The sequence below is a fragment of the Lentzea waywayandensis genome (assembly GCF_900115955.1).
Lineage (GTDB): Bacteria > Actinomycetota > Actinomycetes > Mycobacteriales > Pseudonocardiaceae > Lentzea > Lentzea waywayandensis.
This window is the reverse complement of record NZ_FOYL01000005.1, coordinates 245,234-265,287: the sequence shown is the minus strand read 5'-3', so window position 1 is coordinate 265,287 and position 20,054 is coordinate 245,234. Positions and strand designations below refer to the sequence as shown.

Annotated in this window: 19 protein-coding genes; 12 read left to right on the top strand and 7 right to left on the bottom strand. The window is 68.8% G+C overall.

The genetic code is table 11. From position 1 onward, the window contains the following. The first annotated feature begins 85 nt into the window (after nucleotides 1-85). From BM417_RS47850 to BM417_RS21385, 5 genes are all read left to right on the top strand, one after another. On the top strand, nucleotides 86-226 hold the full coding sequence (locus BM417_RS47850; RefSeq protein ID WP_177320520.1) for a hypothetical protein: 141 nt from the start codon (nucleotides 86-88) through the stop codon (nucleotides 224-226). Next, nucleotides 201-1,865 (top strand): albusnodin/ikarugamycin family macrolactam cyclase, encoded by a 1,665-nt coding sequence (locus tag BM417_RS21400; protein ID WP_093597059.1) that lies wholly within the window; start codon nucleotides 201-203, stop codon nucleotides 1,863-1,865. The genes BM417_RS47850 and BM417_RS21400 overlap by 26 nt, the downstream gene beginning before the upstream one ends. After that, nucleotides 1,862-2,566 carry a lasso peptide biosynthesis B2 protein gene (locus tag BM417_RS21395; protein ID WP_093597056.1) on the top strand — a complete coding sequence of 235 codons (705 nt, stop codon included), beginning with the start codon at nucleotides 1,862-1,864 and terminating at the stop codon, nucleotides 2,564-2,566. Before BM417_RS21400 ends, BM417_RS21395 begins: the two co-directional genes overlap by 4 nt. A gap of 74 nt (nucleotides 2,567-2,640) precedes the next feature. Continuing rightward, entirely contained in the window at nucleotides 2,641-3,255 is a 615-nt protein-coding gene (locus tag BM417_RS21390) for a ClpP family protease (RefSeq protein ID WP_093597053.1), read from the top strand. Beyond that, on the top strand, nucleotides 3,252-3,842 hold the full coding sequence (locus BM417_RS21385) for a ClpP family protease (RefSeq protein WP_093597050.1): 591 nt from the start codon (nucleotides 3,252-3,254) through the stop codon (nucleotides 3,840-3,842). Before BM417_RS21390 ends, BM417_RS21385 begins: the two co-directional genes overlap by 4 nt. 75 nt (nucleotides 3,843-3,917) lie before the next feature. Here the strand turns inward: BM417_RS21385 and BM417_RS21380 are convergent, their stop codons facing one another. Continuing rightward, on the bottom strand, nucleotides 3,918-4,277 hold the full coding sequence (locus BM417_RS21380; RefSeq protein WP_093597047.1) for a helix-turn-helix domain-containing protein: 360 nt from the start codon (nucleotides 4,275-4,277) through the stop codon (nucleotides 3,918-3,920). A gap of 147 nt (nucleotides 4,278-4,424) precedes the next feature. On the opposite strand from BM417_RS21380, the gene BM417_RS47845 reads away from it, so the two are divergent. Both BM417_RS47845 and BM417_RS21370 read left to right on the top strand, forming a co-directional pair. Next, nucleotides 4,425-5,228, top strand: a complete 804-nt coding sequence (locus BM417_RS47845) for a calcium-binding protein (RefSeq protein ID WP_177320519.1) — start codon at nucleotides 4,425-4,427, stop codon at nucleotides 5,226-5,228. Nucleotides 5,229-5,317: 89 nt separating this feature from the next. Beyond that, on the top strand, nucleotides 5,318-6,046 hold the full coding sequence (locus tag BM417_RS21370) for a hypothetical protein (RefSeq protein ID WP_143138743.1): 729 nt from the start codon (nucleotides 5,318-5,320) through the stop codon (nucleotides 6,044-6,046). Here BM417_RS21370 and BM417_RS21365 read toward each other — a convergent pair. Continuing rightward, nucleotides 6,018-9,002 carry a BTAD domain-containing putative transcriptional regulator gene (locus BM417_RS21365; protein WP_093597038.1) on the bottom strand — a complete coding sequence of 995 codons (2,985 nt, stop codon included), beginning with the start codon at nucleotides 9,000-9,002 and terminating at the stop codon, nucleotides 6,018-6,020. The genes BM417_RS21370 and BM417_RS21365 overlap by 29 nt on opposite strands. A 110-nt stretch (nucleotides 9,003-9,112) precedes the next feature. Between BM417_RS21365 and BM417_RS21360 the strand changes: the two genes are divergently transcribed. Both BM417_RS21360 and BM417_RS21355 read left to right on the top strand, forming a co-directional pair. Further along, nucleotides 9,113-9,904: an SDR family NAD(P)-dependent oxidoreductase gene (locus BM417_RS21360; RefSeq protein ID WP_093597965.1), complete on the top strand. Its 792-nt coding sequence runs from the start codon at nucleotides 9,113-9,115 to the stop codon at nucleotides 9,902-9,904. A gap of 10 nt (nucleotides 9,905-9,914) precedes the next feature. Then, nucleotides 9,915-10,505 (top strand): TetR/AcrR family transcriptional regulator, encoded by a 591-nt coding sequence (locus BM417_RS21355; RefSeq protein WP_093597962.1) that lies wholly within the window; start codon nucleotides 9,915-9,917, stop codon nucleotides 10,503-10,505. Here the strand turns inward: BM417_RS21355 and BM417_RS21350 are convergent. Genes BM417_RS21350 through BM417_RS21340 form a run of 3 tightly spaced genes read right to left on the bottom strand, consistent with a single transcriptional unit; the run spans nucleotide 10,502 to nucleotide 13,453 of the window. Continuing rightward, nucleotides 10,502-11,998, bottom strand: a complete 1,497-nt coding sequence (locus tag BM417_RS21350; protein WP_093597035.1) for a tripartite tricarboxylate transporter permease — start codon at nucleotides 11,996-11,998, stop codon at nucleotides 10,502-10,504. The genes BM417_RS21355 and BM417_RS21350 overlap by 4 nt on opposite strands. After that, nucleotides 11,991-12,482: a tripartite tricarboxylate transporter TctB family protein gene (locus BM417_RS21345; protein ID WP_093597032.1), complete on the bottom strand. Its 492-nt coding sequence runs from the start codon at nucleotides 12,480-12,482 to the stop codon at nucleotides 11,991-11,993. Before BM417_RS21345 ends, BM417_RS21350 begins: the two co-directional genes overlap by 8 nt. Continuing rightward, complete coding sequence (locus BM417_RS21340; RefSeq protein ID WP_093597029.1) at nucleotides 12,479-13,453, bottom strand: Bug family tripartite tricarboxylate transporter substrate binding protein; 975 nt, start codon at nucleotides 13,451-13,453, stop codon at nucleotides 12,479-12,481. Before BM417_RS21340 ends, BM417_RS21345 begins: the two co-directional genes overlap by 4 nt. A 171-nt stretch (nucleotides 13,454-13,624) precedes the next feature. Between BM417_RS21340 and BM417_RS21335 the strand changes: the two genes are divergently transcribed. Together BM417_RS21335 and BM417_RS21330 are read left to right on the top strand one after the other, a co-directional pair. Beyond that, complete coding sequence (locus BM417_RS21335; RefSeq protein WP_245822055.1) at nucleotides 13,625-15,166, top strand: ATP-binding protein; 1,542 nt, start codon at nucleotides 13,625-13,627, stop codon at nucleotides 15,164-15,166. Further along, a complete protein-coding gene (locus BM417_RS21330) occupies nucleotides 15,163-15,834 on the top strand; it encodes a response regulator (protein ID WP_093597023.1) in 672 nt (223 codons plus the stop codon). The genes BM417_RS21335 and BM417_RS21330 overlap by 4 nt, the downstream gene beginning before the upstream one ends. Here the strand turns inward: BM417_RS21330 and BM417_RS21325 are convergent. Together BM417_RS21325 and BM417_RS21320 are read right to left on the bottom strand one after the other, a co-directional pair. Beyond that, nucleotides 15,819-16,961 (bottom strand): FAD-dependent oxidoreductase, encoded by a 1,143-nt coding sequence (locus tag BM417_RS21325; protein ID WP_093597020.1) that lies wholly within the window; start codon nucleotides 16,959-16,961, stop codon nucleotides 15,819-15,821. The genes BM417_RS21330 and BM417_RS21325 overlap by 16 nt on opposite strands. Further along, entirely contained in the window at nucleotides 16,958-17,548 is a 591-nt protein-coding gene (locus BM417_RS21320; protein ID WP_093597017.1) for a PadR family transcriptional regulator, read from the bottom strand. Before BM417_RS21320 ends, BM417_RS21325 begins: the two co-directional genes overlap by 4 nt. Nucleotides 17,549-17,694: 146 nt before the next feature. Between BM417_RS21320 and BM417_RS21315 the strand changes: the two genes are divergently transcribed. After that, nucleotides 17,695-20,031 carry a chitinase C-terminal domain-containing protein gene (locus BM417_RS21315; RefSeq protein WP_093597014.1) on the top strand — a complete coding sequence of 779 codons (2,337 nt, stop codon included), beginning with the start codon at nucleotides 17,695-17,697 and terminating at the stop codon, nucleotides 20,029-20,031. Nucleotides 20,032-20,054: the final 23 nt, after the last annotated feature.

Genomic DNA, 20,054 nt, shown 5'->3' with positions numbered 1-20,054 from the left:
CTACGGGTTGCCCCTTGACAGCTTTCGGTGGGGGTTATTCTTACGCCCTTGTCGGCGCTGGGGTCCCCGTGGAAGAGGCAGTTTCTTGATCGAGAACGACGTCGACGTCGCAGCGGCGGACCACGCTTACGAGCCGCCTGTGCTGTTCGACCTGGGATCCGTGTACGACATCACCTTCGGAAGCGCCAGCGGTTCCAGCGATGCCTCCGGCCAGAGTTTTAACTAGGACTCCGGACGCTTCGGCAGAGGTCTTCGGCCAGTGTTTCGCCGAAGAGGACGTTCTCGCGCGCTCTCTCGCCGAGTTCACCGAATCCGGTGAACATCGTTCTCTGACGGGCCATGTCGGCTGTTACTCGGCGATCGTGCGGCAGCCGGGTGAGACGACGCTGTTCGCCGACCCGGTGGGGCAGTTTCCGCTCTACTACGACGATTCCGGGCGACATGGCACGAAGGCGAGCGACCTCGGAACCGACGTCGACCGGGTCTACCTCGCCACCCGCCTGGCATGCCTCGACGGAGCGGGCCTGCTGGAGAACCGCAGCCTGTACCAAGGTGTCCGGCGGGTCCGTGAAGGTCATGCGCTGCACGTCGGGAACGGGCAGTTCGACGAACGTCCGTACGCGCCACTGCGCGTGGATCCTGACCTGAGCGAGGCCGACGCGGCGGAAATGCTGCGCGACGCACTCGTGGCCGCGGTGCGCGCCCGTGCGCTTTCCGCGCGCCGGTTGGTCTCCGACTTCAGCGGCGGCCTCGACTCGACCTCAATCGCCTGCCTCGCTCTTCGCGACGTGCCAGGCCTTTCGGTGTTCACGCACTACAACCCCGATGCGCCGGTCCTTGACGACGTGGAGCGGGCGGAGCGCTACGTCAGCGTGGAACGGCGGTTCGACCATCAGCTCGTGAAGCTGCCGGCCGAGTCCCTTCCCTTTCAGGACCTGCTGTCGAGGGGCGACGAACCGCATCCGGCCTCGATCGCCTGCGGTCCTGCCCGGCTCCGGTTCTCGGCCGCCGCCGCACTCGGTGCCGACGTCCATCTGATGGGTGAGGGCGGCGATTCCGTGCTGTGGGCGCCCGGCGCCTACTTCGTCGATCTCGCCCGGCGGGGTGAGCTGACCACGTTGTGGCGGCACTGCTTCGCCTGGGCACGGCTGCGCAACCGGTCTCCGCTCAGTGTGTTCAGGCGGGCGGTGTTCATGGCCGGCCTGGGTCGCCGGGGCGCGTTGCTCCGGCTCGCCCGCGCTCTGGAACAGGGCCACGCGGTTGGCGACGTGCCGTGGGAGGTCTCGGTCGTCGCGCGTTGGGACCTGCCGCAGGTGCACTGGTTCACGCGATCGACCCGGCACCTGCTGGCCGCGCAGGCCCGGCTGGTGGCCGGTCAGGAGTCCGATGTGGACGCCGGTGAGTCCGTTGTGCTCAACCAGTTGCGTCTGCACGGTCTCACACAGCAGGTGCACCGGGAAGCCGCCGCCGAGGTCGGGATCGCCGCCCACGCCCCGTTTCTCGACACGGCCGTGGTGCGGGCCGCCATGGCGATTCCGGCACGCCGGCGGGCGGACCCGGCCGTGGCCAAGCCCTTGTTGAAGAAGGCGCTGGCAGGCCTCGTTCCTGATCGCGTCCTGTCCAGGGAGACCAAAGGGGACTACAGCCGCGAGGCCTACCAGGGCATTCGGCGGGCGGCGCCGGAGCTGCGCCGGTTGCTCTCCGATTCGGCGGCGGCCGACTTCGGGCTGATCGACCCGGTCCCGGTCCGCCAGGTGCTCGAAGACGCGGTGAACGGGCTGCGCGTGCCGTGGGGTGCGCTCAACCAGGTTCTCGCCGTTGAAGTGTGGCTTCGCGCGAACGCGAGAAAAGTGGCTTCGACATGACGCATTTCGTGGTTCCCGACTCGGTGCACACGACTTCCGAGGACGACGGCGGTCTCGTTCTCCTGAACGTGGCGACCGGTCAGTGGCACAAGCTGAACCGCACCGGGAACGAACTCTGCTCCGAGATCTGCGCCGGCGGACTCGACGTCGCCGTCGAGGTCTTCACGAGCCGGTACCCGCGCGAGTCTCCGGAAGGCATTCGCGTGCACGCGGAGGAACTCCTGTCCGCGTTGGTGGAGCGAGGTCTGCTGGAACCAGGAGGTCTCGCACGGGGTAGCGGCGGGGTTCCGATCGCGCTGGCTCCTCGCACTCCGGTGGCGCTGCGACCGCTGCTGGTGGCGGCTGTGGCGTTGCCGTTGGCGCTTGTGCTGCTGCGGTTGCCGTTCCGGGTGACGGTGAAGGGCTTCAAGCTCGTGAAGCGCGGCCGGGCCAGGCGGACGGCGACGAGAACCGAGGCGCTGCAAGCGCTTGCGGCGGCCAAGCGGGTCAGCAGGTTCCACCTGGGACGGGTGGCGTGCCTCGAGCTCTCGTTGACGGCCGCGCTGACCGCGGCGTTGCGCGGTGGCTCGGTGCAGTGGTGTCTGGGTGTGGCGAGCGATCCGCAGTCGTTCCACGCCTGGATCGAGGCCGACGGCGAGCCGGTGACCGATCCGTACGACGATCCGATTCCGTTGACCTACCAACGGGTGCTCGCCGTGTGAGGGCTGCTGTGAGCTGATCTGCCCACAGCAGAGAAGGAAGCGGACCGGCCGCGCGGCCCGGCATCGTCGGTGGCATGACGAACAACGAGAAGCTCTTCAGCCCAGGGCTGCGGGAACGGTTCTTCGGTCAGCGGGTGCTGATTCTCGACGGCGCGCTCGACGACGACAACGGCACGGTGCTGGCGACCCAGATGTTGTCGCTGGCGAGCGAGGATCCGCGGCAGGACATCGCGTTGTGGATCAACTCGCCGGGTGGTTCGGTGCCCTCGATGCTGGCCATTCGCGACGTGATGCGGTTGGTGCCGTGTGATGTGGCGACGCTGGCGCTGGGACTGGCTTGCAGCGCAGGGCAGTTCCTGTTGTCGGCGGGAACGCCGGGCAAGCGGTTCGCGTTGCCGCACGCGCGGATCCTGATGCACCAGGGGAGTGCGGGCATCGGTGGCTCGGCCGTCGAGGTGGAGGTGCAGGCGGACGACCTGCGGCACACCAGGGACACCGTGCTCGGGCTGATCGCGGAGGACACCGGGCAACCGTTCGACCGGATCTTCACCGACTCGCTGCACGACCGGTGGTTCACCACGGCGCAGGCGCACGAGTACGGGTTCATCGATCACGTCGTGAGCGACCTGGGGCAGGTCGTCCCCGTCCGCATGCACAAGCTGGGACTGCACTCGGGAGCCGTCGCATGAGCACCTACACCATTCCCAACGTCATCACGCGGGACGCTCGCGGCGAGCGGGTCATGGACGTCTACTCGCACCTGCTGTCCGAGCGGATCGTCTACCTGGGCACCGGGATCGACTCCGGTGTCGCGAACGCGTTGATCGCGCAGCTCTTCCACCTGGAGGCCGACAACCCGGACATGGAGATCAACCTCTACATCAACTGCGAGGGCGGTGACCCGTCGGCGATGCTCGCGCTCTACGACACCATGCGCTACATCAAGGCGCCGGTCGCCACCACCTGTGTGGGGCAAGCGGTTGCGGCGGGCGCGGTGCTGCTGGCCGCGGGTGCGGAAGGGCGCCGGTCCGTGCTGCCGCACTCCAGGGTCGTGCTGCACCAGCCTGCGGCGCAGGGGCGGGGCACGATCCCGGACCTCATCCTCGCGGCGGACGAGGTGGTGCGGGTGCGCACGCAGCTGGAGGCGATCCTGGCTCGGCACACCGGCCGGACCGTGGCCGAACTGCGCCACGACACCGACCGGGACCGCGTGTTCGACGCGGCGGGCGCGGTCGAGTACGGGCTGGTCGACCGCGTGCTGGACCAGCGGACCTGAGCCCGTTGCTGGAAGGGCGCGGCGGCGTGGGGCCTGTGTCGAAGTCTGGTCCGCGACAGCCGAACCGCACAGGCTCTAGGCGGCGAAGGCCATCGCCACCGGGCCAGAAGGGCGGCCCGTCGGGCGTGAGGTGTGGAAGTGGCCTCCGGTCTGGAACGGGCTGGCGGCGCGGAGGTTGCGGACCTGGCCGGCGATGCCGATCAGCAGATCGGCCAGGTCGATGCCGAGCGCTCCGGCGACCGCCGCGATCATCTCGCTCGACGGCTCCTTGCGGCCGCGTTCGATCTCGGACAGGTACTGCACCGAGATGCCCGCCCGTTCGGCCACGTCGACCAGCCGGTCGCCGCGTTCCTCTCTGGTCTCGCGAAGCTTCCGGCCCAGGGCTTCCCGCCACAGGGGCTCCGGGGTGCGCTTGAAGTCCAGGATCTCCGCCATGTCGTCATGGTGACAGCATCGGGACGACCGCAAAGGGCCGTTCTGCTACCAGCAGAAAGACGGCCCTAAAACGACCCGAAGGTGACCGAAAGAGCGCTGAGCAGGCTGTTCCCCGCAAGGCAACGACCACCAAGGGGAGAACACAGCATGAGAATGCTCATCGGTCTGGGCGCCGCCGCTCTCGCCGCGATCGCGATGCCCGCCGTCGCGCACGCCGCACCGCACACGACTGTCTACGTGCAGAACAACGTGCTGATCGTCGAGGCCGAGCCCGGCAAGACGAACAACATCACGGTCGGCCTGGACACCGCGCTGCACCGCCTCACCGTCACCGACTCCGGTGACCTGCTGGCCGTCGGCGCCGGCTGCACGCTCAGCGGTGCCAACGTGAACTGCACGTACGAGTCCGGTGCCACGAAGCTGATCACGTCGATCCAGATCCGGGCGAACGACCTCAACGACCGGGTCAACGTCGCCTACGACAACACCAACGCCGACGCGATGCCGGCCCACGTGTACGGCGAGGCGGGCAACGACGTCATCGAGACCCGCGCCAGGGGCACGATCAGCGGCGGCGACGGCGTCGACCACCTGCGGCCCAAGCGCGGTGGCGTGAACGTCTACGGCGGCACCGGCATCGACCGCGTCGACTACAGCATCGGCAGCTCGCTGCACCCGAACTCGGGCGTCTCGGTGACCATCGGCTCCGGCACGGACGACGGCTACGACACGCTGGCGCTCAAGGACTACGTCGCGAGCGACGTGGAGAACCTGACCGGCACCAACTTCGTCGACCACCTGGTCGGCAACGCACTGGCGAACAGCATCACGGCGTTGAACGGCAACGACCTCATCTGGGGCGCGGCCGGCAACGACACCCTCAACGGCGGGCTCGGCGTGGACACCTGCCTCGACGCCGCCGACGGCGACGTCCTGATCAGCTGCCCCTGACCTTAATGCGGCTTTAAGCGAGCGCGGCATCCTTCGGGTCCGCGGGCTGACCAGGCCCGCGGACCCGAAGGGGGATGAACGTGAAGGTGATGAGCACGGCCCTGCTCGTGCTGAGTCTGGCGACTCCGGGCGTGGCGCAGGCGAGCACGGACGTCGTGGCGGTGCAGGCCACCAGTGCGGCGACGTCGGCGGGCAAGACGGTCTCGGTCAGCTGCCCCAACGGCACGAAGGTCGTCGGCACGGGCGGCGCGGTGACCGGCGAGCGGACGACGATCACGCGCGTGCGGCCGAGCGACGACCTCACGAGCGCCGAGGTCACGGCGGTCGAGCACGGCGTGGGGACCGTGCTGCCGTGGACGGTGACGGTGCGGGCGACCTGTGCGCCCGGTGAGTTCACGCTGGCGTCCAAGAGCGGCACCGCGAGTGCCGAGGCAGCCTGTCCCGGCACCCAGAAGGCGCTCGGCGTGGCGGGGGAGACCGACGGCGGCCACCTCACGAAGATGGCGCCCAAGAACAACCTCAAGGGCGGTCTGGTCGAGGGGTCCGGCACCGTCACGGTGCACGCGATCTGCGGCACGCGGCCGGGACTGGTGCTGCGCGGTGGTACTCCCACGGTCGTGGTCACCAAGACGGCCTCGAAGTCCGTTGCCTGCCAAGGCGACGAGCAGGTCGTCAGCGCCGGCGGCGCGGTCGGCGGCGGGATCATCGAGGACGTCACCCCGGCCGGCGCCGGCGCGACCGTCACCGGTGAGGGAACGGACGCGCAGGGCCAGGCCATCCGCTGGTCGATCACGCCCTACGTCGTGTGCTCCCACTGAAGACGCCGGGGTACGGATGCGGGTCGACCTCGATCTCCCGCATCCGCGTGACGTAGGTCTGGTAGCTCCTCCGAGCCTCGCCATGACTCCCTGCGGCGGCGAGGACGCGCACCAGCATCAGGTGCGCCGGCTCGTCGTACGGGTCGCGTTCGAGCACGCGAAGGCAATACCTGCTTGCCAGTGCGTGCTCCCCACCGGACTCGGCCCGTGCGGCGAGCACCGCCACGACCTGCAGGTAGATCAGCCGGGCCTCCTCGCGCAGCCGGGCCGCCCAGTCCTCGTACGGGTCCTCCTCCAGGAAGTCGCCGTGGTACGCGGACTCGGCGGCCGCGAGCAGGGACTGCGCCTCGGACGAGTTCCGTTGTGCGGCAGCGAGTCCGGCCCGCGCGTCGGCCAGGAACGCGGCCACGTCGACGGGCAGCACGTCCGGGTCGAGCCGGATCGCGTCACCCTCGGCCACGATTCCCGTGCCCGCCCGCAACACGCTGCGGGCCGTGGACAACGCCACCGCCAGCCGGTTCGCGACCTTCTCCGGTTCCTCGTCGGGCCACAGCAGGTTTCCCAGCGCCTCACGGGTGATCGGCCGCCCGCGCCGGGCGATGAGGATCTTCACCAGGTCCCTGGCCTTGCGCGACTGCCACGCTGCGGGCGGCAGCGGTTCGCCGTCGCGCAGCACCCGGAACCCGCCCAGCGTCTGGATGAACAACGCCGGCCTGGCCGCCTTCCGGCACGTCTCGGCGACGGCCGCGGCGGCTTCGACGAGCACCCTCGCACCGAGATCCGCGGCCTGCTGCCGCGCCTCCAGGGCCAGTTGTTCTCCTGCCGCACCACCGATCAGCGCCGCCTGGGCCGTGCGCACCCGGACCTCGCCGAGCGGGTTGCCGATCTCGCGCCACAACGTCAGCGCCTGGTCGAGCAGGACCGGGTCGCGTTCCAGCACTCCTCGCAGCCGCAACGACCGTGCGAACCCGGCCCGGTCGCCACGCCGGGTCGCGATCTCCGCGGCCTCCTGGCACAGGCCCTTGTCGTGGTCGAGCCACCCCAGCACGAGTAGCGCCGCCACGCTCTCGCCCAGCTCCAGCGCCTTGCGGGCGTGCTCACGCGCCAGGTCGGGGTCGTCGTCGGAGAACAGCTCGGAGAGCCCGACGTGAGCGAGAACCAGATGCGGCACGGTGTTCTTGGCCGACGCGAGCCTGAGTGCCTCGTGCAACGCGAACGCCGCCAGCGCACGGTCGCCGCGCAGCCGGTGCACCTCGCCCAGGTAGACCAGCGGTGCCGCCGCGAGCCAGCTCCCGGCCTGGTCGAAAACCTTCTGCGCGGCATGGAAATCCGCCGCGGCCTCATCCAGCCTGCCCAGTCCGAGCAACGCCTCGCCGCGGTTGTGCAGCCCGATCGCCCGGTAGGTGGCGAACCCGGTGACGTCCGCGAGCGGCAGCATCTCCTCGATCTCCCGCAACGCAGCCCCGTGCTCACCCGCCTCGACGTGGTGCGACGCACGGTTCGAGCGGATGCGGATGACACCGAGCACGTCGCCGGCCTTCTGCGCGTGGTCGAGCGCGATGTCGTAGTGCTCGGTCAGTTCGTCACGTTTTCCTTGCGCCGCAGCGACCATCGCGAGAACGGTGTGCGCGGTGCCCATGCCCGCGTCACTCGTCGCGGTCTCCAACGCGGCAACAGCCTTGAGTGCCGCCGACTCCAGATCTCCCAACGCCCAGTGCGCGCTCGCGGCGGTGCTCAGCAGCATCGACTCCGCCGCGGGATCGGCACCGTCCGGCAGGTACTCGTCGCAGATCCTCAGCGCGTCCTGCGGTCCGCCGCGCAGGTGCTGGATCCACGCCATGCGCCAGGCCAGTTCGGCGGTGAGGCCGTCCGCGGTGGCCTGGGTGAACCGGTCCGCCGCCGGCAGCCACTCGCCGCGCAACTGGTGCGCGACGCCTTCGAGCTGCCAGACCTCGGCCGTGCGTTCTTCTTCTGGCACAAGACTTGTCGCGGTCAGCACGGCGTCCGCTCCGCGCGTTCGCAGCACGTCGCCGAGCAACGCCGTGACGCCGGGCCAGTCCTCCAGCGCCGCAAGGGAATCCACCGCGCGGACGTACTCGCCCCGGGACGTGAACCACCGCGCTGCCGCCGCGTGCACACCTGCCGCCGGCTCCAGGAACTCCCGCGCCAGCGGCACGAGCGCGAACCACCCCGGTTCGGCCCGGACGTGTTCCACGAACAGCCCGCGCCGGGCCAGATCGGGCAGGATGACCGCGGCCTTCGGATGTCCCAGCGAGGTCAGCAGATCGATGGTGAACCGATCGAACGCGGCCGCGGTCCTGAGCAGCTCCCGGGTCTGCCGCGGTTCTCGGCCGACGACCTCGTCCACCAGGTCGCCGAGCTCCTCGACCGTTCCCGTCTCCGCCACCAGCCGCACCGCGATCGGCCATCCGCCGGTGACGTCGTGCACGTCGTTCCCCGCGACCACGGTGGTCTCTTCCGTCGTGAACGCGAGCTGGGCCGCGGTGATCTCGGTCAGTTCGCCGTCGACCTTCAGGCGCCGCAACGAGAACGGCGCGGGCGTCCGTCCGGACAGCACGAGCCGAGCGCTCGGCGGAAGCTGAAGGCAGAGCGCCTCCAGCAGCCCTGCGGCCGAATCTCCTTGTCTCAGCACATGAATGTCGTCCAGGACGATCAGCACGTCCTCCGGCCAGGCGTCGGCCAGCAGTCCGGCGAGAGCGTGCGCGCGTCCGGACTCGTCCTCTCCGGACACCGACGGCACGCTGGTCCATCCAGTTGCCAAGGCGGACGCCATCGGCTGCACCAGCCGATGGCCTTCCTGGCAGGTGTGCCACACGACCGGACGGTCGGTGTGCGCTTGCGTCAGAAGTGTCGTTTTGCCGTACCCGGCAGGGGCGACGAGCGTCGTGAGCCTCGTCGCGCAGAGCAGCCCTTCGAGCCGGGGCCGCCGGATCACCGTTGTCCTCCCACGCCCCAAGATCGTCGCTCCTCGGGCAACGTTACGGATGAATTCGGGCAGAAAAGGACAGGTTGGCAGTGACTGCCAGACTGGCGTACGGTGTCGGCATGGGAGTCGACTTCAGGAAGCAGACGGTGCTGGTCACCGGGGCGAGTTCGGGTATCGGCGCGGAGTTCGCGCGGCGGCTGGCGGCACGGGGATCGAGCCTCGTGCTGGTCGCGCGCCGCAAGGACAGGCTGGAGGAACTGGCCGGACAGCTGCGGGCGGCGCACGGCGTGAGCGTGCACGTCGTGGCCGCGGACCTCGCCCAGCCGGGCATCGGCGAACGGCTGGCGGCCGAGGTCGCCGGGTTCGGCGTCACCAGCGTCATCAACAACGCCGGGTTCGCGAACTTCGGGGCGTTCCACGAGGAGGAGCCCGAACGGCTGCGGCAGGAGGTCGCGGTCGACGTCAACGCCGTGGTCGAGATCAGCAGGGCGTTCATCGAGTCGTTGCGCGCCAACGGTCACGGCTTCCTCGTGAACGTGGCGAGCATGGCGGCCTACCAGGCGACGCCGTGGTCGTCGGTCTACGGGGCGACGAAGGCGTTCGTGGTGAGCTTCACCGAGGGCCTGTGGATCGAGTCGCGCGGCACGGGCCTGCGCGTCATGGTGCTGTCACCCGGCGCGACCCGCACCGAGTTCTTCGAGGTCTCCGGCAGCGAGGAGATGGCGGGAGGCCTGCGGATGCAGACCTCCGGCGAGGTGGTCGAGACCGCATTGCGCGCGCTGGACCGCCGCGTCACGCCGGTCGGCGTCATCTCGGGCCGGATGAACCGGGTGCTGGCGTTCGCCGGACGTCACCTGGCCTCGCGCGCGATGGGCGCCAGGATGATCGGGCGGATGGTGCAGCGCGGATAGAGTGGGGGCCATGGAGAAGCCGGCGACGTTGTGGGACCGGTCGCGGCAGGCCGTGGTCGCCGAGATCGTCGACACGGCCCTGACCCTGTTCGCGGAACAGGGGTACGAGGCGACCACCATGGCCCAGGTCGCCACGCGGGCCGGAGTGTCGCAGCGTTCGTTGTTCCGGTACTTCGGCACCAAGGAGGACCTGGTCTGCGGCGATCAGGAGGCGCTGGGCGACCTGCTGGTCGCCACGGTCGAGGCCCAGGCTCCCGAAGTGTCCACCTGGGACGCTCTGCGGGCCGGGTTCACCACGATCCTCGCCGCGTCGAACCACACCCCGCAACGGGTGCTGGAGATCTCCACGCTGATCTTCACGAACGCGCCGCTGCGGGCCCGCTACTTCGAGAAGCGGCTGAAGTGGCAACACTCGCTCGCGCCCGTGATCGAGAAGCGGATGGGCATCGACTCGGGTGAGATCCCGGACGCCCGCGCGATGGGCGTCATCGCCACGGTGTTCGCGTGCGTCGACACCGCGTCGGAGCTGTGGGTCCGCCACGGCGGCAAGGCTGATGCGTTCGAGCTGTACGAACAAGCGCTTGCCGCCGTGCGCGGTTAGACCATTACTTCAGACTTCTTGCGCCGCAGCCGAAGCACCACCGCGACCACCAGCAGCACGACCAGGATGCTGTAGGCCACCGCCGCGAACGGGCTGGTCACCAACGCGCTGAGATCGCCTTCGCTGATCTGCAGGGTGCGCCTGACCTGCTCCTCCGCCATCGGCCCGAGGATCAGGCCGACGACCAGCGGCGCGACCGGATATCCGTGGCGCCGCATGAAGAAGCCGATCACACCGATGATCAGCAGCACGATCAGGTCGTCCACGACGAAGTTCACCGCGTAGGTGCCCAGCGCCGCGAACAGCAGGATGCCCGCGTAGAGGTACGGCCGCGGGATCTGCAGCACCTTCACCCAGATCTTCACCAGCGGCAGGTTCAGCACGAGCAGCATCACGTTGCCGATGTAGAGCGACGCGATCAGCGCCCAGACCATCGGGCCGTTGTTGGTGAACAGCAACGGTCCTGGCTGAATGCCGTAGCTCTGGAACGCCGCCACGATCACGGCGGCCGTCGCTGTCGTGGGAAGTCCGAGAGTCAGCAACGGCACCAGAACGCCTGCCGCTGCGGCGTTGTTGGCCGCCTCCGGACCCGCCACGCCCTCGATCGCGCCCTTGCCGAACTCCTCCGGCCGTTTCGCGAGCTTCTTCTCCGCCGCGTACGACAGGAACGTCGACACGTCCGCGCCACCGGCCGGCACGGTGCCGATCGGGAAGCCGATGAACGTGCCGCGCAGCCAAGGTTTCCACGAGCGCGCCCAGAACTCGCGCGTCATCCACCTGCCGCCGATCGGGATGACCTCGATCGGCCCGTGCCGCAGCCGCGACGCCACGTACAGCGCCTCGCCGACCGCGAACACACCGACCGCCACCACGACCACGTCGATCCCGTCGGCCAGCGTCGCCACCCCGAGGGTGAAGCGCTGCTGCCCGGACAACGTGTCGGTGCCGACGAGCCCGATGAACAGGCCGAGTCCCAGCGACGCGAGGCCGCGCACGGGGGAGGACCCGAGCAGTGCCGCGACGGTCGTGAACGCCACCACCATCAACGCCACGTAGTCGGCGGGGCCGAGCTGCACCGCGATGTCCGCGATGGCCGGTGCCAGCAGGGTGAGCAGCACCGTGGCGATCGTGCCCGCCACGAACGACCCGATCGCCGCCGTCGCCAACGCCGCCGCGCCACGGCCGGCCTTGGCCATCTTGTTGCCCTCTAAGGCAGTGACGATGGACGCCGACTCGCCCGGGGTGTTGAGCAGGATCGACGTCGTCGAGCCGCCGTACATGCCGCCGTAGTAGATGCCGGCGAAGATGATCAGCGCGGCGGTCGGCTCCAGCGTGTACGTCAGCGGCAGCAGCAACGCCACCGTCATCGCCGGTCCGATGCCCGGCAGCACGCCGACGGCCGTGCCGAGCGTGACGCCCAGCAACGCGTACAGCAGGTACTCGGGCTGTGCGGCGGTCGCGAAACCCTCCAGCAGCATGGTGATGCTATCCATCGAGGAACGGCACCCCTTCGAAGATCCCGGCCGGCAGCGAGAGGCCCAGGCCGTACGCGAACACCACTTGCACGAGCAGCGCGAGCACCACCGCGATCGGCAGTGCCTTCCACCAGATCGCGCCCAGCGACCAGGCCGCGCCGAAGAACAGCAGCGCCGCCGCGACCGGCCAGCCGATCAGGTCGATCAGCACCAGGTGCGCGATCAGCACGGCCACCAGCTTGCCCACGGTGACCCAGTCGGTGCGGACGTTCTCGTCGACGTCCTCACCCTCCTCGGCCTGGCCGAGCTTTCCGCGGGCGGTCGCGATGATCGCCGCGATGCCCGTGGCGACGAGCAGAATCCCCACGGCGTAAGGGAACGCGCGTGGTCCTACGGCGTTGTCGTCGCGCGCGGCGATCGTGCCCGCGTCGATCAGGGTGAAGACCCCGATCGACGCGACCAGACCGCCGAACGCGTACTCCTCGATTTTTGCTGCAATCACTTGATGAGCCCGATGTTCTGCAGTGCCGGCTTCACGCGGCCGATCTCCTTGGCCATGAACGTGGAGAACTCGGTGCCGGTCAGGAACGTGTCCGTCCAGCCCTTCTTGGACAGCTCGTCCTTCCACTGCTGGCTCGCGTGCATGTCGGTGACGAGCTTGGTGAGGCGGGCCTTGGCGTCGGCCGAGATCGACGCGGGCGCCACGACGCCACGCCAGTTGATCAGTTCGACGCCCAGGTCCTTGAACGTCGGCACGTTCAGGTCGGGGACCGGGTTCGGGCCGGACGTGCCCAGCGCGCGCAGCTTGCCCGCCTTGATCTGCTCCTTGTACTCGCCGATGCCGGAGATGCCCGCGTCGACCTTCTTGCCCAGCAGCGCCGCCAGCGACTCGCCGCCGCCGGAGTACGGCACGTAGTTCAGCTTGGCCGAGTCGATGTTCTTCGCCTTGAGCAGCATCCCGGCGAGGATGTGGTCGGTGCCGCCGGCCGAACCGCCGGTGATCGATACGCCCTTGCCCTTCTCGTTGACCGCGTTGAGCAGGTCGTCGATCGTCTTGTGCGGCGAGTCGGCGGGCACCACGACGACCTCGTCCTCAGCCGTCAGCCGCGCGATCGGCGTGGTCTCCTCCAGCCGGGCCGTCGACGCGTTGGTCTCCACCGCGCCGACCATGACCAGGCCGGTGATCATCAGGAACGACTCGGAGCGCTCGTTGAGGAGCTTCTGCAGGCCGACCGTGCCGCCCGCGCCACCGACGTTCGTGACCTGCACGGAGTTCGCGAGCTTGGCGCCGCTCACCGCCGACTGCATCGCCCGTGCCGTCTGGTCCCAGCCACCACCGGGGTCGGCGGGCGCCATGATCTCCAGCTTCGCGATGGAGTCACCGCCGCTCGCGCTCTTCGCCCCCTGACCGCATCCCGCGAGCACCAGTCCGGCGGCGGCGACCGCCACCGCTCGTCTCCATGCCGTACCCATCGAGTACTCCTCGCTTCGTTGCGAACTGTGGGCGGGGACGCTAGGTAACTGGTGGGCGCCTCGTAAGGGTTAGGTCGTAAGTTCCGTATTGGTCGTTTAGGTCGTGACCTGTTTCACAGCTGATGCGTCAGAATTCCATCCATGTTCCGTCGGTCGGTTTCGTTTGGAGCCTTGCTGCTGGCATTGCAGGTGGTCATCGTGCTGATGACGACCTGTGCCGCCGGCCTGCTCGCCGCCAAACTGCAGAGCGATCGGATCCGCGACTCCTACCGGGACCGGATGCTGTCCGTCGCGGAGAGCGTGGCGCGGCTACCCACGGTGATCGAGGCGTTCGATTCCGTTGACCCGCCCGCGACGATCCAGCCGTTGGCCGAACTGATCCGCAAAGCCTCCAACGTGACGTACGTGGTGGTCACCGACCACAACGGCGTCCGCTACGCCCACCCCGACCCCAAGCGCATCGGCGAGCGCGTGTCGACCGACCCGAGCACGCCGCTGTCCGGTGAGGTCTTCGTCGGCACGGAGACGGGCACGCTCGGCACGTCGTTGCGCGCCAAGGTGCCGGTGCGCGCGGCGGACGGCCGGATCATCGGCATGGCGTCGGTCGGCATCCTGGAGAGCCAGCTGTCCGCCGACCTCGCCGAGGACCTGCCGGAGCTGATCGGCTGGCTGGCCGCGGCCGCGCTGGTCGGCGTGCTCGGCGCCGCGTTGATCACGCAGCACGTGCGCCGGCGGACGTTCCGGCTCGAACCCGCCGAGATCGAGCAACTGCTGAAGACCAGGGACGCGATGCTGCACGGCATCCGTGAAGGCGTTGTCGCGGTTGATGATCAGGAGAAGCTGGCGCTGGTCAACGACGAGGCCATGCGGTTGCTGGGCCTCGCGGAGAACCCGAGCGGACAGCCGGCGGCGGAAGTGCTCGACGCCGGTCTGCTCGACCTGGCGCGAGGGGACGACGACGTCGCGGACCGGCTGGTGCTGGCAGGCGAACGGGTTCTGGTCGCGAACCGGATGACGGCCAAGACGGACGACCGAGCGGTCGGCGTCGTGCTGACGTTGCGCGATCGGACCGAACTGCACGACGCGTTGCGCGAGCTCGACGGCCAGCGCACCGTCACGGAAGTGCTGCGGGCGCAGGCCCACGAGTTCTCGAACCACCTGCACGTCATCGGTGGTCTGCTGGATCTCGATCGAGGCCCCGACGCCGTCGCCTACATCGAACGGGTCGGCGGCGCCGGGTCGGTCACGGCCGACATCATCGACGGAGCGAACGCGGATCCTGCGCTGGCGGCCCTGTTGCTGGCAAAATCCTCCACCGCGCACGAACGAGGTGTGGCGCTCCGGCTCGATCCCGGCAGCTCCGTCGACATTCGTGCGGGCGACGACGCGTTGACCGTGCTGGGAAACCTGGTCGACAACGCGGTCGACGCCGTGGAGACCGGCGGAACCGTGCGAGTGCTGGTGCGCTCGTCGGTGAGCGGAGTGCGGGTGGTCGTGGACGACGACGGGCCGGGAGTGGCGGAGTCGCAACGCGGCCGCATCTTCGACCTGGGCGTGAGCTCGAAGGACGTCCAGGGCGCGCACGGCAGAGGAATAGGTCTTGCATTGGTGTCGAGGGTGGTGACCCGGCGCAGCGGCCGGGTGGCGATCACCGACTCGGAACTCGGCGGCGCGTCGTTCGACGTGTGGCTGCCGGAAACGGGGAACCGATGAGCGTGCGAACGCTCGTTGTCGATGACGATTTCGCCGTGGCGGCGATCCACCGCGGGTTCCTGGAGGCGATGCCCGAGTTCGAGGTCGTCGGCGAGGCGCACCGCGGCGGAGAGGCGTTGCGGGCCGTGGAGGCGTTGCGGCCCGACCTGGTGCTGCTCGACATCCACCTGCCCGACATGTCCGGGCTGGAGGTGTTGTCGCGGCTGAGGGCTCGCGGTGGGCCACCGGTCGACGTCATCGCGGTGACGGCGGCCCGCGAACGGGAGACCGTGCGGCAGGCCATGTCCCGCGGCGTGGACAACTACCTGGTGAAGCCGTTCACGCGCACGGCGTTCCTGGACCGGATGCGGGAGTACCTCGCCCAGCGCATCGAGGTGCAGCGGCTGGGGCAGGTGCTGGACCAGGACGAGGTCGACTCGCTGATGCACCACCGTCCGCGCGCCCTGGCCATGCCCAAGGGGTTGTCCGCGGTGACGTTGCGGCTGGTGACCGAAGCGTTGCGGGACAGCCAGAACGATCTCTCGGCCCAGGAGGTCGGGGATCGGGCGGGACTGTCCCGCGTGAGCGCGCGCCGCTATCTGGAGCACCTGGTGACGATGGGCAAGGCGGAAGTGCAGCCGCGGTACGGCATGGCGAACCGTCCGTCGCACGGCTATCGGCTGACCTGAGCGTCCCAGTCGACGCGGTAGTTCTGGTCCTTCGTGAACGCCTTGGCCCCGAAGGCCTTCATCATGATCGGCATGAGCAGCCGGGTGATCGGGCCGATGCCGCGCTTGTTGCTGTTGGTGCGGGCCGCGCGGGCCGCGATCCGTTCGACCCTCGGCCGCCGCAGCCGTTCGTAGGTGGCGAAAGCCTCGGTCAGATCAGGGATGTCGCGCAGGCAGCGGGCCAGTTGCACCGCCGACTCGGCCGCCAGTGACGCGCCCTGACCGGAACTGGCGCTCGGGGCGTGGGCGGAGTCGCCGACCAGCACCACGCGGTCGCGGTGCCAGCGCGGCACGCTCGGCATGATCTCCAGCGGTCCGCCGCCGATGACAGTGCTGCTGTGCGCCAGGAGTTGCTTCGCCGGCATGTCGTCCCCATAGGCCTCACGCAGCCGGTCCAGCCAGGTGGCGGCGGGGATCGCGTCCATCTCGGCCGTCGTCAGGGGTTCGGGGACCGCGAGGTTGTTGAACCACGCGATGGTGCCGTCCGGTAGTTCCCAGTAGCCGAGGAACGAGCTGCCGAACACGAAGTACATCGTCTCCGGGTCGCCGTGCACGCCGCTGTTCTCCGCGTACGAGCCGAATCCCAGCAGGCCGACGTACTCGGGGTCGGGAGCGCCCGGATCGATGATCTTGCGGACCACCGAGCGGATGCCGTCGGCGCCGACCAGCAGGTCACCCGACTCGCTGGTGCCGTCCGAGAACGTCGCGGTGACACCGTTTTCGCGGCTCTCCACGTCCACGAGACGCTTGCCGTACTCCACCTTGATCCGTTGGGCGACCGTCAGCTCGCGCAGCCGCTGGTACAGCTCGGCCCGCATCACGACCCGGCTGGTGTCTCCGGTGATGCGTCCGAGCGTTCTGCCCTGGGCGTCGGTCATCACCATGTGGCGCAAGGGATCGCCGAAGTCCGAACCCAGACCCGCGATCTTCAGCGCCGCCAGGCCGTTGGGTGCCACGGTCAACATGCCGCCCACGCCGTCCGCGGTCGTGTCGTACGCCTCGAAGACCACCGCGTCGATGCCGGCCTTCCGCAAGGCCAGCGCGGTGACCGGACCCGCTATGCCGCCCCCGATTACTAAAGCCTTCACTGTTCCCTCCCGAAGAATTCCCGCCACTGGTGCTGGTACTCGGCTTTCGACAGTTCCCCCGTGAGCTTCTCGACCAGCCGCAGTTCGGCCTCCACCAACGACATCCGGTACTCCTCCTCGACGAGGAAGATCCACTGGACGCCGTCGGCGGTCGCCTTGCCGACCATCGCGCGCGTCTCGTCGAGGTCCTTCGTGAGCGCTTCGGCACGGGCGCGCAGCAACTCCACGGACTCCACCGGGTCCAGCACCGAGATGAGCGACAGCGCCACGCCGAACTGCGGGTACTCGTGCGCCGGGTCGCGGACAAGCTCGCGCATCCAGTCGTGCAGCTCGTCGCGTCCGGTGCCGGTCAGTGCGTAGATCGTGCGTTCGGGCCGTTGGGTGTCCTTGACGGTCTCCTGCTCGGCGACGAACCCGGCCTTCCGCAGCTGCTCGACGACCATGTAGAGCGACCCGCGGTTGAACTTGATGTTGCGGTCCTTGCCGGTGTCCTTGAGCTGTTTGCCCAGCTCGTAGGGGTGCATGGGGCCCATCACGAGATGTGCCAGCACCGCCAGGGCCAGCGGGTTCGACACCTTGCGCCGCATGCGTCCTCCTTGGTTGATGTCGACTATCCGACTCTAACTAGTCGATGTCAACTATATCGTTGATTGGTCTATACCTCGTATTGACCGGTCTGTTTCCCGGTCCCAGACTGGGTGGCACAGGCCGCCTCCCTGCAAGGAGGTTCGGCATGCGCCTCTCCAGAAAGATCCTCCCGCTACTCGCGGCCCTGGTGACCCTCGCGGGTCTCGTCGTGGTCGCCCTCGTCAGCCCGGCCCCGTCGCAGGCCGCGGGGCACGAGGACTGCCGCCCGGACGGCCTGTACCGCACGCCCGGCGTCGACACCCCGTACTGCACGGTCTACGACACCGCCGGTCGTGAGCTGATGGGGGACAAGTCCCGCCGCGTGATCGGGTACTTCACCAGCTGGCGCACCGGGAAGAACGGCGCGCCCGCGTACCTGGCGAGCAACATCCCGTGGAACAAGATCACCCACATCAACTACGCGTTCGCGGGCATCGGCACGGACAACAGGATCTCGGTCGGACCCGCGGGTGCGAACAACGCGTCGACCGGCATGGAGTGGCCTGGCGTTCCTGGCGCCGAGATGGATCCGACGCTGTCCTACAAGGGCCATTTCAACCTGCTGACCAAGTACAAGAAGCAGAACCCGAACGTGAAGACGCTGATCTCGATCGGCGGCTGGGCGGAGTCGGGCGGGATCCTGAACCCCGACGGCACCCGCAACGCCACGGGTGGCTTCTACAAGCTCGCGCAGTCGCAGGCGTCGATCAACACGTTCGCCGACTCGGTCGTGACCTTCTTGCGCACCTACGGTTTCAACGGCGCGGACATCGACTACGAGTACGCGACGTCCAACAACTACGCGGGGAACCCCGACGACTTCTGGATCTCCAACGCCAACCGCGGCACGTTGTGGGCGGGCTACGAGAACCTGATGCGGACGTTGCGCGACAAGCTGGACCGCGCGGGAGCGGCCGATGGCAGGCACTACCTGCTGACCGCAGCGGTTCCGGCGTCCGGCTGGTTGTTGCGCGGCCAGGAGACCTACGGCGTCACGCGGTACCTCGACTACCTCAACATCATGAGCTACGACCTGCACGGCGCGTGGAACCACTTCGTGGGCCCGAACGCCGCGCTCTACGACAACGGCCAGGACGCGGAACTGGCGCACTGGCAGGTGTACACGACACCGCAGTACGACGGGCAGGGCTACCTCAACACCGACTGGGCCTATCACTACTTCCGCGGTGCGATGCAGGCCGGCCGCATCAACATCGGCGTCGGCTTCTACACCCGCGGCTGGAGAGGCGTCACCGGCGGCACCAACGGGATGTGGGGCCGCGCCGCCTTGCCCAACCAGGCGCAGTGCCCGCCCGGCACAGGAGGGACCGTCGGGTCGACCGTCCCGTGCGGCAACGGCGCCATCGGCATCGACAACCTCTGGCACGACGAGCTCAACGGCATGGAGGTGCCCTCGGGCGTGAACCCCATGTGGCACGCCATGAACCTCCAGAACGGCATAACACCGGACTACCTCACCAAGTACGGCCTCGACCCGGTCAACGACCCCGACGACCGCGTCACCGGCACGTACTCCCGCAACTACAACAGCACGATGGTGACGCCATGGTTGTGGAACAGCACCAAGGGCGTCTTCCTGTCCACTGAGGACGACGTCTCCATCGCGGCCAAGACCAGCTACGTCAACAGCAAGGGCCTGGGCGGCATCATGATCTGGGAGCTGGCCGGCGACTACGCCTACGACAGCGCCAAGTCCCAGTACCACATCGGCGACACGCTGATCTCGAAGATCGACGCGGGCCTGCGCGGCGCCGCTCCCTACGGCGCGTCGAAAGCCGGTCGCGCCATGCCTTCGTCCGTGCTGAACGTCAACGTGGGCGTGTCCGGGTTCGCCCTGGGTGACGCCAACTACCCGATCAACCCGACCATGAGGATCACCAACAACTCCACCACGACGATCCCCGGCGGTACCCGCGTCGAGTTCGACTACGGCACCAGCGCACCGGGCAGCATGACCGACCAGTCCGGGTTCGGTCTCTCCGTCACGACCCGAGGCCACAGCGGCCCGAACGTCGGCGGCCTGCGCGGCGACTTCCAGCACGTCGTCGTGACGCTGCCGAGCTGGCAGACCATCGCGCCGGGCGCCTCGGTCGACGTCCGGCTGAACTACTACATGCCGATCGCGTCGCCGTCGAACTTCACGTTCACCTTCGGTGGCACCAGTTACGCGATCGCGGGCGACCTGCCGCGTGGCTCCGGCACCCCGCCGACGTCGACCACCACCAGCACGACCACCTCGACCACGACGTCCACGACCACCACGACCACGAACCCAGGTGGCTCGGCCTGGGCGCCGTACACCACCTACGCGACCGGTGCGCAGGTGACGCACGGCGGTTCGACGTATCGCTGCCGGCAGGGCCACACTTCCTTGCCCGGCTGGGAACCGCCGAACGTCCCGGCCTTGTGGGAGCGGGTGTAGCCGATTCCACAGTGGAGGGCCGG

What these genes read in the sequence shown, in the direction of transcription:
- BM417_RS21340 (WP_093597029.1), bottom strand. Translation starts at nt 13,453, where the DNA reads ATGGGTACGGCATGGAGACGAGCGGTGGCGGTCGCCGCCGCCGGACTG.
- BM417_RS21385 (WP_093597050.1), top strand. Translation starts at nt 3,252, where the DNA reads ATGAGCACCTACACCATTCCCAACGTCATCACGCGGGACGCTCGCGGC.
- BM417_RS21350 (WP_093597035.1), bottom strand. Translation starts at nt 11,998, where the DNA reads ATGGATAGCATCACCATGCTGCTGGAGGGTTTCGCGACCGCCGCACAG.
- BM417_RS21395 (WP_093597056.1), top strand. Translation starts at nt 1,862, where the DNA reads ATGACGCATTTCGTGGTTCCCGACTCGGTGCACACGACTTCCGAGGAC.
- BM417_RS21315 (WP_093597014.1), top strand. Translation starts at nt 17,695, where the DNA reads ATGCGCCTCTCCAGAAAGATCCTCCCGCTACTCGCGGCCCTGGTGACC.
- BM417_RS21370 (WP_143138743.1), top strand. Translation starts at nt 5,318, where the DNA reads ATGAGCACGGCCCTGCTCGTGCTGAGTCTGGCGACTCCGGGCGTGGCG.
- BM417_RS21360 (WP_093597965.1), top strand. Translation starts at nt 9,113, where the DNA reads ATGGGAGTCGACTTCAGGAAGCAGACGGTGCTGGTCACCGGGGCGAGT.
- BM417_RS47845 (WP_177320519.1), top strand. Translation starts at nt 4,425, where the DNA reads ATGAGAATGCTCATCGGTCTGGGCGCCGCCGCTCTCGCCGCGATCGCG.
- BM417_RS21400 (WP_093597059.1), top strand. Translation starts at nt 201, where the DNA reads ATGCCTCCGGCCAGAGTTTTAACTAGGACTCCGGACGCTTCGGCAGAG.
- BM417_RS21330 (WP_093597023.1), top strand. Translation starts at nt 15,163, where the DNA reads ATGAGCGTGCGAACGCTCGTTGTCGATGACGATTTCGCCGTGGCGGCG.
- BM417_RS21355 (WP_093597962.1), top strand. Translation starts at nt 9,915, where the DNA reads ATGGAGAAGCCGGCGACGTTGTGGGACCGGTCGCGGCAGGCCGTGGTC.
- BM417_RS21320 (WP_093597017.1), bottom strand. Translation starts at nt 17,548, where the DNA reads ATGCGGCGCAAGGTGTCGAACCCGCTGGCCCTGGCGGTGCTGGCACAT.
- BM417_RS21380 (WP_093597047.1), bottom strand. Translation starts at nt 4,277, where the DNA reads ATGGCGGAGATCCTGGACTTCAAGCGCACCCCGGAGCCCCTGTGGCGG.
- BM417_RS21390 (WP_093597053.1), top strand. Translation starts at nt 2,641, where the DNA reads ATGACGAACAACGAGAAGCTCTTCAGCCCAGGGCTGCGGGAACGGTTC.